The organism is Flavicella sp. (assembly GCF_037132785.1).
GTDB lineage: Bacteria > Bacteroidota > Bacteroidia > Flavobacteriales > Flavobacteriaceae > Flavicella.
On sequence record NZ_JBAHZZ010000084.1, the window covers coordinates 1 to 12,068 of the forward strand.

The following is a 12,068-nucleotide window of genomic DNA, read 5'->3' on the forward strand; positions in this document are numbered from 1 at the left end:
TTATCTTTATCTTCAGCTGCGCTACTTCCTACATCAATCTCATCGATGACTGTACTAACATAGTTTCTTCTGAAAGCCTGGACCCAACTATGCATGTTCTCTTGTTGCTCTTGCCCAACCATTGCCGACATATTATGATCGCCGAAAGTGTTCTCGTAAGTAAAACGGTAATTAAACATTTTGGTCGTAAATTTATCATACCTATCAGTAAGCTCAGGAGTTAATGGACCCAATGTTTTCTCGTCATAGTTTCCCGTATTTACATTAAATTCATGATAATTGTAAGGTAGGTTCCATCTCTTATTTGTGTGATTATCTAGATCATAATTGAATGAAGCATCAATTTTCAACCCTTTGACAAACGGAATTTTATAAGAGGCCGTAAAAGTAGTATATATAGGAGTTTCAACAATGTTTTTATAGCCTCTTCGATCAAGCAATAACGGGTTCTCTCCAAGTCGTCCTGGAGCTATTAAACCGTTAGGATAAACAGCTGGTAACGTTGGAAGAGCCAGCAAAATGTTGTAAAAATTAACATAAGTTTCTTGAGATGCGTAATCTTTATCATTGTGTAAACCTGAAAGATTTGCTCCAATAGTCAAATTATCCGTTAAATCAACATCTATCTTAACTCTCATACTATACGATTGGAACCTTGTGGGGTTGTTTTTATAATTACCTTCTTGATCTATATAAGAAAAAGAAAGTAAATAATTAATTTTTTCTGAGCCACCAGATGCTGACATGCTCAAACGATGTTGCATTGGGTTTTTTTTCAATGTTTCGTCAGCCCAATTCGTATTCGGATACAAAATAAGATCAGAACCATCTTTGAATTTTTGAATAGCTTCTTCAGAATAATGTGGATTAAAACTACTCTCATCCGGTCTGCCTTGCGCATACCACTCTCCTTCATTATATGTTTTAGCATATATTGCCGAAGTCAACATATTCGGTATTTGCGTAGGGTTTGAGAAAGCTGTTTCAAAAGAGATATTATAGACGGGTTTACCTTTCTCACCTCTTTTTGTAGTAATTATAATTACTCCATTAGCAGCACGGGCTCCATAGATTGCAGCTGAGGCATCTTTTAACACCGAAATATTTTCAATATCATCTGGATTTAACCGACTCATATTTCCACGCGGCACACCATCAATAATTATAAGAGGAGTATTGTCACCAAAAGTTCCTAATCCACGAATTAAAATATTTGGATCATCATTTCCCGGTTCACCTGTCGTTTGGTTCGCTGTCAATCCAGGTAATCTACCTTGAAGGTTTGCAGATATATTCGCGTTAGGAGTATGTTGTAGCACCTCACCCTCTACAATTGAAACCGACCCTGTCAAGGTCTTCTTTGTTTTAGTACCGTAGCCTACAACAATTACCTCATCCAGACTCTCTGAATCTGGTCCCATTGAAATACTAAATAGGGTACGACTACCCACTGTTAAAGTCTGCGTTTCATATCCTATATACGAGACGGATACTTGAGAATTCTCGCTAGTGACATTCAAACTAAAATTTCCATCAAAATCTGAAGTAGTACCGTTATTGGTACCTACTTCAATAATAGTAGCACCAGGTAATTCGAATCCTGTTTCATCCAATATTTGACCTGAAATATTTATAGTCTGCTCTATATATGTACTAATTTCTGTTTTTTCTTTAAAAAAAATCGTGTTGTTTTCAGTTAGCTCAAAACTGAAATCAGTTGTAGCTAAGACAGTATCTATTAGCTTAGATATTTTTATCTCTCCTTTTTTTAATTGTAATTTTGGTGAATCTTTAAATAGGTCTTTTGGATAGATAAAATTAAAACAGGTCTGTTTCTCTATTATTTTAAACACATCGTCTACGGTAACCAGTTTCTTTTTTTCTATGATTACCTTTTTTTGAGAGAAATAATTTCCTGGGGTTAAGCTGAATATCGCAGTGCTTATAAAAAATATAAATATTTTCATACAAGTTTTTAAAAACCGCTTTCTCGCCAGAGAACGGACATTAATTAAGTTAATTTTCATAAATTTGTTTGATTTTAGTTATTACTCAGTTTAATTTGGTTAATACTCGATTTAAATGACACTCTAAACTCTAAGGAATGAAGCTCTTATATCGCTAAATATTTTATACTTCGTTCCTTTTTTTATTCTAAAATTACTTTTCCATTATATATCTCAAAGTTTTGGATACGCTTAAGTCTTTCTTGAAACTCTTGAATTTTTCTTAATACTCCTATGAATTCCACATCCTTTATAGCTTTATTCTTAAATATGACTTCAACATCATATCGGCGAGACAAAACAACTATCATTTCTTTGAGGGGAGTGTTTTCAATACCAGACGCCCTCTTTTAATAGATTTCCAATAAAACGATACTCTATATGAAATTTATATTCAGAAAACTCTTGGTCTTAATAAATATGTCTAAAATCATCTTCAAGTTCCTGATAATCATCATAGTTCTTCGGAATAATCGTTTTTTACTCGAGAGGTATTTATATAATTCTCTCCTTAAGATTACACTTTTGCAACCTTTCACAACTAATAAGACAAAAAAACATATCAAATATCTATTTTCACATTACAATGACCAAGCATTGCCAACTTCTTCAACAGAAATACAACCTTTATAATCACCCGGAATAGGATCGTAGCTCAATACCTCTTCACCTACTTTTTCTGATGTACAATATCCGTAAATTGAATAATATCTTACAAACAATAGAAACTTATATACATTATAAATATCCTTTTTATCTCTCAATACTTTATCAATAGGCTTTTTCTGAAATCTTAATATTTCTTTTGATTTTGATTCAGACAAATTAAAATACTGCGTCAATAATTCTTCAAATTCATCTTTTTTCCCATCTAATACAGAAATACCAAATTTTTCTTTAAAACGAGTTGCAAACAATTGTGCTCCATTTCTAAATAGCTTTTGATTTGATTCTTTTTCAATATCCTTAAACATCAAATCCATAAACTGAGGTATATTTACATCCAATCCTCCGACAACAGCAGATTCAGGAATAATGACATCTACTAACTGAATAACCATTTTTTTCTCTTCAGCAGTAAAAAAAACAGGCTCCCAGGTAGAAACTTCAGTAGTACAAGAAGATAAAATACTTACTAAAGTAGGAGCTGCAACAGCATAACCCATACTCATTGTTAAATTTTTCAGTGCGGTTCTTCTATCCATAATTTTTTTTTTAAAATTCATTAATCGCATGGTTTACAGCACGTGCCGTCAAAGCCATATAGGTTAAAGATGGGTTCTGACATGCAGATGAAGTCATACAAGCTCCATCAGTAACATATACATTTTTAACTGCGTGAATCTGATTGTGCTTATTTAATACCGATGTCTTAGGGTCTCTTCCCATCCTAGCTGTTCCCATTTCATGTATTCCTTTTCCTGGAACGGCTTCATTATTATGACCCGATACATTTTTGTATCCAGCTTTCTTTAGAATTTTAACCGCTTGATTCATCATGTCTTCTCGCATCTTCATTTCGTTTTCCTTAAACTCTACATCAAAATCTAGAGTAGGCAATCCCCATTCATCCAATTTTTCATAATTTAAGGAAATTTTATTTTCATGATAGGGCAAACATTCTCCAAAAGCTCCCATACCAATACTCCAACTTCCAGGCTTTAACAACTTATCTTTTAGATCTTTTCCAAAACTCAATTCAGCTACTGCATTTTGCCAATTTCCTCTTCTAGCACCTCCCTGATAGCCATAACCTCTTACAAAGTCTTTTTGTTTGGATTTTTCATCTACATTTTGGAATCTTGGAATATAAAAACCATTTGGTCTTCGTCCTTTATAATACATATCATCAAACCCTTCCACAATGGCAGAGGCACCAACTTGGTAATGATGATCCATTATATTATGTCCCAACTCTCCAGAGTCATTTCCCATACCATTCGGAAAACGTTTTGATTTAGATTGCATTAAAATCGACGCAGAAGCAATTGCCGATGCACAATTAAAAATGATATCCGCTTCAAAAAAGAACTTCTCTTTTGTGATTGCATCAATAACCCTAACTCCAGAAGCTTTTTTTGTTTTATCGTTATATACGATCTCGTAAGCAATTGAGTTTGGTCGTAAGGTCATATTACCTGTACGTTCAGCTGCTGGAATTGTAGAAGAATTACTACTAAAATACCCGCCAAAAGGACAACCCCTACCACATCGATTTCTGTATTGACAATTTGATCTGCCTTTATGTTGTGCATTTCCTGTTAAATGAGCAACTCTTCCGATAGTCAATAAACGATCGTCAAAGTTTGCCTCAATTTTATTTTGTAAATCTTTCTCTACGCAATTTAACTCCATAGGTGTTGAGAATTTACCATCAGGTAATTGTTTAAGCCCTAGGTTCTGACCTGAAACTCCAATATACCTTTCTATCTTATCATACCAAGGTGCAATATCCTTATAACGAATAGGCCAATCGACTCCATAGCCATCTTTTTTATTCGCTTCAAAATCCATTTCACTCAAGCGATACGTTTGCCTTCCCCACGTAATAGAGCGACCTCCAACATGGTAACCACGTATCCAATCAAATCTTTTTATTTCATTATAAGGATGCTTTACATCATCAACAAACCAATGAAACCATTGAGGGTTAGCTATGTATCCTAATCTGCATTGTTTAGGTTTACGCTCTGAAACTTTATTTAGAATTTTATTTCTGTATTTAAAATCCCAAGAGTCTTGATACATTGTTGGATAATCTTGAATATGCTTTACCATCCTTCCTCTTTCTAAAACCAGTGTTTTTAAGCCGTTTTCACACAGTTCTTTTGCGGCCCAACCACCTGATATACCTGTACCTATTACAATGGCGTCAAATTTCTTATAAATCTTGTCAATCATTTATTAATTTGTTTAAGTTAAGTTGTTAGATTGGTTAAATCAAACTACTTATAGTTTATAAAAAACAAATGCAAGTCATCCATTTTTTAATCTAAAATAACTAATTTACATAATATAAATGTTCAAATAAATTCAGTGATAAATAATAAACAAAAAATTCAACCCTACGAAGCAGAAGGTATCGTGTATCATGCCGACACCTGCCTTCCTTTAATTGACGCACACGAAAAAAAAAAACTTAAACTCAAAGCTCTTGCTCGGCATTCTTACCCAGGAGATCGACTCGATCACAACACAATAGGGTTAAATAGTATCGGATACTGGGACGCAAGTAAGCCACAAGACTGGGGACTTGACTGGCATAGAAACGAAGGAATAGAGATTCATTTTTTAGAATCAGGCACAATGCCCTACGCTCAAGAAGGCAGAGAAACGATCTTAACCCCAGATCATTTAACTATCACAAGACCATGGGAAGCACACAAAGTCGGGAACCCTAACGTTGGTGTAGGTAAGTTTTACTGGGTGATTATTGATCTCCAAGTAAGGAGACCTCATCAGGAATGGATATGGCCTAACTGGATTAACATGACTCCGGATGATCTAGCGCGTCTAACTCAAATCTTACGTCAAAACAAGAGGTCTATCTGGAAAACAGACCAACGAGTAAGAAGCTGTTTTTCCAGAATTAACAATGCTGTAAACACTGACAAAAACGGAAGTAATGCTTCTAGAATTCGACTATTAATAAACTACCTTTTAATACTGCTTTTGGATCTTCTAGATACCGGAGACGTTGAGTTAAACGAAACCTTAACAGATAGTTCTCGGTCCGTTAGTTTCTTCTTAAGCGAACTAGAAAACAACCTCTCTGAGGAATGGACAATTGAAAAAATGACAAAATCCGTTGGTATAGGTCTTACCAGATTCACACACCATTGCAAACAACTGACCAATCTCACTCCTATGAAGTACTTGACAGTCAGAAGGTTAGAGTATTCAAAAAGACTCTTTCTTAAAAAACAAAATCTAACTATCGCAGAAGTGGCATACATGTGCGGATTCACAACAAGTCAATATTTCTCAACCGTTTTTAAGAAATATGAAAAATGCTCACCAAACGAATTCAAGCTAAGACCAGTTCCTAGCCAACACGGTGTTTAAATTATTTCACTGGTCAATTACAAACTTAATAATCACTTATTATTATTATTATTAAATTTGTTCAAATGACTGAATCACATGAAAAGAAGAAATTTTATTATAAAAACTGCGCAAGCAAGTGCTGCAATAACTTTTTCAACCATCAATTATGCTTTTTCCACAAAAGAAAAAGAGTTGTTTTTTGAAATTTCATTAGCTGAATGGTCTCTTCATCGTTCATTATTCGCAAATAAAATAAACCATTTGGATTTTGCCAATATCGCTAAAAAATCAGGGTGTAACGGAGTAGAGTATGTCAATAGATTTTTCTTTGACAAAGCAAAAAACATCTCTTATCTAAATGAAATGAACAGAAGAGCAAACACGGAAGGTGTAGAAAATGTTTTAATCATGATAGACAGAGAAGGTTCAATCGCAGACAAAAACACTAAAAAACGAAATCAAACAATTGAAAACCATTATAAATGGATCGATGCAGCACATCGTCTAGGGTGTCACGCAATACGTGTAAACTTAAGAGGAAACGGAACAAAATTAGAAGTAGCAAAATCTGGTATTGAATCCCTTACAAAGCTTTCTGAATATGCACAAGGATCAAACATCAATATCTTGGTTGAAAACCATGGTGGACTTTCATCAAATGGAGAATGGATGAAAGAAGTCTTTTCACAAATAAAAAGTCCAAATTGTGGTATTCTTCCAGATTTCGGTAACTTTTGCATCAGTCATAACACATTTAATAAATGCATTGAAGAATACGATCGCTATAAAGGGATTCAAGAACTACTTCCTTTCGCAAAAGCGGTTAGTGCAAAATCTTCAGTTTTCAACAAAAACGGAGATGAGTCTAAAATTGATTACTACAGAATTATGAAAATGGTAAAAGACTCTGGATATAGAGGGTTTATTGGTATTGAGTATGAAGGATCACAGCACGATGAAATAAAAGGTATAGAACTCACAAGAAACCTGTTAATAAAGGCCGGTAAACAAGCATAAATTGATATCCAATATGGAAACAATAAATAAAAACAAACTTTTTCTAGCTTGCTGTATTGCTTTAATTACGACATCAATGACTTTTGCAATTAGAGTGCGTCTTGAAACTGTATTTGGTCATGAAGGGGTTGGCTTAACACTTGAGCAAATAGGGTATGCATTTACTCCTGCATTTTGGGGGTTCACCCTAGCTATGATAATTGGAGGGTCTCTTGTAGATTCTTTAGGAATTAAAAAAAATACTTGGATCGCATTTATAATGCATGCTATTGGAATTATTTGGACCTTACTTGCAACTTCTATGACTTCTCTTTTCATGGCAACTCTATTTGTAGGAATTGGTAATGGTATGATAGAAGCTGCTTTAAATCCAATGATTGCTTCTATGTATCCTAAAAACAAAAATGTTAAATCGTTTTCATGTTTGGTTTCCTGGAGGCATTGTTATTGGCTCACTTACTGGATGGTTTATCATGGATGTCCTAAATCTAGAATGGCAAATAATGGTTGCTTTATTGTTTATCCCTTTAATTATTTATGGTGTTCTATTTTATGGTCAAAAATTCCCTGTCACAGAACGTATTCAGCTTGGAATCAGTAAAGAAAAGATGATTTCAAGTCTCGGAAACCCCTTATTTATATTTATGGTGTTTTGTATGCTCTTAACTTCTGCATCTGAACTAGGAACCACTCAAAGAATTGAATCACTACTTAAAACCTCTGTAGATTCTCCATTGTTAGTACTAGCATTTATAAACGGAATCATGGCACTTGGTAGATTGTCTGCTGGAAAAGTTGTTCATAAACTTAAGCCAACAGGAATGTTAATGTATTCTGCGATATTTACTCTGATTGGTCTTTGGTTATTAACGATTACTTCCGGAGGAATGACTTTTGTTGCAGCTACAATATTTGCCGTTGGAGTTACTTTCTTTTGGCCAACCATGCTAGGTTTTGTAGCAGAATATTTACCCCAGACTGGTGCACTCGGACTTTCTATTATGGGAGGAGCTGGAATGTTGTCTGTTTCTATTGTACTTCCTATCATGGGAAAACTCATGGATAATGCAAAGGAGTTACAAGCACTAAGAGCTATGTCTATCCTTCCAGTGATACTTATTATATGCTTTATAGGACTTAATCTCTATATGAAGAAAATAGAAATTGTAAAAAAATAAAAATGACTAGAAAACTAAGAATGGGTATGGTCGGTGGAGGAATAGGTTCTTTTATTGGAGATGTTCATAGAAAAGCTTCTTCCATTGATGGAATGATAGAATTGGTTTGCGGTACTTTTAGCAGTACAACGGTAAAATCTATATCATTTGGTAAAGGTTTACTATTATCCACTGAAAGATGCTATGCAAACTTCGAGGAAATGATCTTAAAAGAAAAAGAGCTACATAAAGATATTCGTATGGATTTTGTTGCTATCGTGACACCAAATCACATGCATTTTTCTCCTGCAAAAATGGCACTTGAAAATGGGTTTAATGTAATTTGCGACAAACCAATTACACTTACTCTTGATGAAGCACTGGCTTTAAAAGACATTATTAAAATTTCTGGCAAGTCTTTTGCTTTGACACATAACTATACAGGGAACTCTATGGTAAAACAAGCCAAAGTAATGATTCAAAATGGAGACCTAGGTAGAATAAGAAAAGTACAAGTGCATTACCTACAAGGTTGGCTTGCAACTTCTATTGAAGGAACTGGACAAAAACAAGCAGCCTGGAGAGTAGATCCAAAAAGGTCTGGAATTGGAGGAGCACTTGGTGATATTGGTACGCATGCTGAAAACTTAACAGAATATATTACAGGATTAAAAATTGATGAAGTTGCTGCTGATTTAGGTGTATTCGGTAAAGGAAGAACACTAGATGACGATGGAAATATTTTACTGAGATTTGACAATGGAGCCAAAGGTACTTTGTCGATTTCACAAATTGCAGTTGGCGAAGAAAACAACCTTGCAATCAGGGTCTTTGGCGAAAAAGGAAGTTTAGAGTGGTGTCAAGAGAATCCAAATAAACTTGTTACAAAATGGTTAGATGAGCCCGTAAAAACCTATACTCCAAACGGAAATGGTTTATATTCCGAAGCTCTAGAAGTTTCAAGAATACCCGCTGGACATCCTGAAGGGTACCTTGAAGCATTTGCGACCATCTACAAAAATTTCTCTAATCATTTATTGGCATTAGAAAATGGTCAAAGACCAAACACTCCTGATTTCCCAACAGTAGATGACGGAATAAGAGGGATGCAATTTATTTATGCTGCTGTTGAAAGTAACAATAATAATTCTACTTGGACTAAATTAGTTTAAGTAAAAGAAAACTAACATTATCACAACATATGAGTACAATAAAAGGACCTGCAGTATTTTTAGCACAGTTTTCAAGAGACAATAAACCCTTCAATAGTTTAGAAGGAATGTGCCAATGGGCATCAAACTTAGGGTATAAAGGAATTCAAATACCATCTTGGAATACAAGATTAATCGACATTAACAAAGCGGCTGACAGCAAAACTTATTGCGACGAAATAATAAGGACTCGTAAACTCCTACGGATTAGAGATTACAGAATTAGCATCACACCTACAGGGGCAACTTGTTGCTGTGCATCCTGCTTATGATTTAATATTTGACAATTTTGCTCCTGACGACTGTAAAAACAATCCCAAAAAAAGGACAGAATGGGCGGTGCAACAATTAAAAGACTCAGGCACTGCTAGTAACTATTTAGGCATCAAAGCACATGCTACCTTTTCTGGCTCTTTACTTTGGCACACTATGTACCCTTGGCCTCAAAGTCCAAATGGACTCATTGAAATGGGCTTTAGGGAATTAGCTAATCGTTGGTTACCTATTTTGAATCATTTTGATGAACAAGAGGTAGATGTGTGTTATGAAATTCATCCAGGGGAAGATCTACATGATGGTATTACATTTGAAAGATTTTTAGAAGCGACAGGAAAGCACAAACGTGTAAATATACTTTACGATCCAAGTCATTTTGTTTTACAACAACTAGACTATCTAAAATACATTGACTATTACCATGAGTTTATAAAAATGTTCCACGTAAAAGATGCAGAATTTATACCTTCTGGAAAAACTGGTGTTTATGGAGGTTATCAAAACTGGAAGGACAGAGCAGGAAGATTTAGATCATTAGGAGATGGTCAGGTAGATTTTAAAAGTATCTTTTCCAAACTTACACAATACGAATGTAATCTTTGGGCTGTTATAGAGTGGGAATGTTGTTTAAAATCCCCTGAACAAGGTGCTCGTGAGGGAGCCCCTTTTATTCAAAAACACATTATCGAGACTACAAATAAAACATTTGACGATTTTACTAGAGCAGAAATTGATAAACAACAACTTAAAAATATTTTAGGACTATAGGTTATGAAAAATGTAATATTCATTGTAATGTGCTCTATAGCTATATTATCACAAGCTCAAAAAAAAGAACAAAAATTATCATCAAAAGACACGGGAATATGGGAACCTGTGCCACCAACAGTAACCCCTGCTAATAAAAACAACCTTCCAAGTGATGCAATAATTTTATTTAATGGAGGTAATTTTAACAATTGGGTAAGCACCAAAGACAGTGGACAAGTTGATTGGATCTTAAACAAAGACAAATCTATGACAGTAAGTAGAAGCAAGGTGAACGCAGGTATAAAAACTAAAGAGAGTTTTGGTAGTATGCAACTACATCTAGAATGGAAATCTCCAAAATCAGATTTAAATAAATTTGGACAACACCGAGGAAACAGTGGAGTTTTTATACAAGAGAGATACGAAATACAAATTTTAGATAATAATAACAATCCGACCTACTCAAACGGACAGGTTTCATCTATTTATAAACAAACAATACCTCTAGTAAAAGCATCAGTTCCAACCGGAGAATGGAATAACTATGATATCATTTATCATGCGCCCGAGTTTAAGGAAGACAAAACTTTAACCAAACCTGCTACTATTACAGTTATTCATAACGGAATTCTTGTTATAGATCATTTTACTCTAAAGGGTTCTACTAAATTTATTGGTACCCCAGAATACAAAGCACATGGAGAGGCTCCAATAATGCTTCAAAATCATGATTCTCCTGTTAGTTATAGAAATATATGGTTAAGGAAGTTGTAAACAATATTAAAAAACGGCTTCTATCCTCAGTTTTGTGGATATAGATTTAGATTCCTCAAGAAAAAAAGGCACTTCTAAAATTGGCACTATCCCATAAAGAGGAGTGTCTACCTTTGGGGTGACGATTTTTATGAGCTTTAAATTTCATATTTGATTTATGATAAAAAAGTATGACAATAAATTTAAAGTTATGATATTATACCAAATGAATTTCTGAGTAGTTCATCATAAATTTGAATTATTTTTTTTTATGAAATAAAAAATATTAGCATAGCTTGGGTTACGGTTCTATTTTATATTGAAATAAAAAGGAAATAGAAACTAATTTAATCAATCATTTTGACGTTTATTTGGTATTAGAACTATTAAATTCAGGTATTAAGACAAAACAAGTTAGTGAGGACTATGACTTAAACCTCAGTATGATTGGATGTTGGAGACGAAAATACAAGTTAAAATTTGGATATTTCTCAAAAAAGAAAGAAATACCTCTTGAAGCTCACGAACTCAAAGCGCTAAAGAAAGAGTTAAAGAATGTATCGTGATATATTAAAAAAGGCGGTGAGCATCTTCTCCAAGAGCGACTTATACCAATTAAATTTCAAAATGCTCGTTAAAATTCTTATTATAAAAAATGATATTTCATCTTGTTTAGCTTCAAATTCACAATCAATAACCAAATCTCTAATATCAAGACCGTTGCATAATGCTCTTTTCATTTTTAGATTTCAATTTTGACTTTTTAAATCTAAAATTTATATTTTTTTTTCTTATTTTCATTGTTTATGTTAGTTATGGATCTATTTTTTGGTTCATTTTCCTTTAGTTTT

The 12,068-nt window shown here is 34.0% G+C and carries 9 protein-coding genes and 2 pseudogenes; 8 read left to right on the forward strand and 3 right to left on the reverse strand.

The genetic code is table 11. The annotated features are described in order from the left end of the window. The 3 genes from V5787_RS05610 to V5787_RS05620 form a co-directional block, all read right to left on the reverse strand. Positions 1 to 1,967: SusC/RagA family TonB-linked outer membrane protein (locus V5787_RS05610; protein ID WP_336892286.1), on the reverse strand; the 1,967-nt coding region annotated here is incomplete at its 3' end. A gap of 620 nt (positions 1,968 to 2,587) precedes the next feature. Beyond that, positions 2,588 to 3,211: a gluconate 2-dehydrogenase subunit 3 family protein gene (locus V5787_RS05615; RefSeq protein ID WP_336892287.1), complete on the reverse strand. Its 624-nt coding sequence runs from the start codon at positions 3,209 to 3,211 to the stop codon at positions 2,588 to 2,590. 10 nt (positions 3,212 to 3,221) lie between these two features. After that, entirely contained in the window at positions 3,222 to 4,907 is a 1,686-nt protein-coding gene (locus tag V5787_RS05620; protein WP_336892288.1) for a GMC family oxidoreductase, read from the reverse strand. A 183-nt stretch (positions 4,908 to 5,090) separates the two neighbouring features. Between V5787_RS05620 and V5787_RS05625 the strand changes: the two genes are divergently transcribed. From V5787_RS05625 to V5787_RS05660, 8 genes and pseudogenes are all read left to right on the forward strand, one after another. After that, complete coding sequence (locus V5787_RS05625) at positions 5,091 to 6,071, forward strand: AraC family transcriptional regulator (RefSeq protein WP_336892289.1); 981 nt, start codon at positions 5,091 to 5,093, stop codon at positions 6,069 to 6,071. 78 nt (positions 6,072 to 6,149) lie between these two features. After that, complete coding sequence (locus V5787_RS05630; protein WP_336892290.1) at positions 6,150 to 7,070, forward strand: sugar phosphate isomerase/epimerase family protein; 921 nt, start codon at positions 6,150 to 6,152, stop codon at positions 7,068 to 7,070. A gap of 13 nt (positions 7,071 to 7,083) precedes the next feature. Next, positions 7,084 to 7,671, forward strand: coding sequence for an MFS transporter (locus tag V5787_RS05635; RefSeq protein WP_336892291.1), 588 nt, complete (start codon positions 7,084 to 7,086; stop codon positions 7,669 to 7,671). Between the two features lie 7 nt (positions 7,672 to 7,678). Next, on the forward strand, positions 7,679 to 8,248 hold the full coding sequence (locus tag V5787_RS05640; protein ID WP_336892292.1) for a hypothetical protein: 570 nt from the start codon (positions 7,679 to 7,681) through the stop codon (positions 8,246 to 8,248). Positions 8,249 to 8,250: 2 nt separating this feature from the next. Beyond that, positions 8,251 to 9,399: a Gfo/Idh/MocA family oxidoreductase gene (locus V5787_RS05645; protein WP_336892293.1), complete on the forward strand. Its 1,149-nt coding sequence runs from the start codon at positions 8,251 to 8,253 to the stop codon at positions 9,397 to 9,399. 29 nt (positions 9,400 to 9,428) lie between these two features. Further along, positions 9,429 to 10,482: pseudogene (locus V5787_RS05650) on the forward strand (sugar phosphate isomerase/epimerase). 3 nt (positions 10,483 to 10,485) lie between these two features. After that, positions 10,486 to 11,238, forward strand: coding sequence for a DUF1080 domain-containing protein (locus V5787_RS05655; protein WP_336892294.1), 753 nt, complete (start codon positions 10,486 to 10,488; stop codon positions 11,236 to 11,238). Between the two features lie 329 nt (positions 11,239 to 11,567). Continuing rightward, positions 11,568 to 11,780 (forward strand): annotated as a pseudogene (locus V5787_RS05660) (IS3 family transposase); the annotation flags it as partial. Positions 11,781 to 12,068 lie beyond the last annotated feature (288 nt).

What these genes read in the sequence shown, in the direction of transcription:
- V5787_RS05620 (WP_336892288.1), bottom strand. Translation starts at nt 4,907, where the DNA reads ATGATTGACAAGATTTATAAGAAATTTGACGCCATTGTAATAGGTACA.
- V5787_RS05655 (WP_336892294.1), top strand. Translation starts at nt 10,486, where the DNA reads ATGAAAAATGTAATATTCATTGTAATGTGCTCTATAGCTATATTATCA.
- V5787_RS05645 (WP_336892293.1), top strand. Translation starts at nt 8,251, where the DNA reads ATGACTAGAAAACTAAGAATGGGTATGGTCGGTGGAGGAATAGGTTCT.
- V5787_RS05635 (WP_336892291.1), top strand. Translation starts at nt 7,084, where the DNA reads ATGGAAACAATAAATAAAAACAAACTTTTTCTAGCTTGCTGTATTGCT.
- V5787_RS05630 (WP_336892290.1), top strand. Translation starts at nt 6,150, where the DNA reads ATGAAAAGAAGAAATTTTATTATAAAAACTGCGCAAGCAAGTGCTGCA.
- V5787_RS05640 (WP_336892292.1), top strand. Translation starts at nt 7,679, where the DNA reads ATGATTTCAAGTCTCGGAAACCCCTTATTTATATTTATGGTGTTTTGT.
- V5787_RS05615 (WP_336892287.1), bottom strand. Translation starts at nt 3,211, where the DNA reads ATGGATAGAAGAACCGCACTGAAAAATTTAACAATGAGTATGGGTTAT.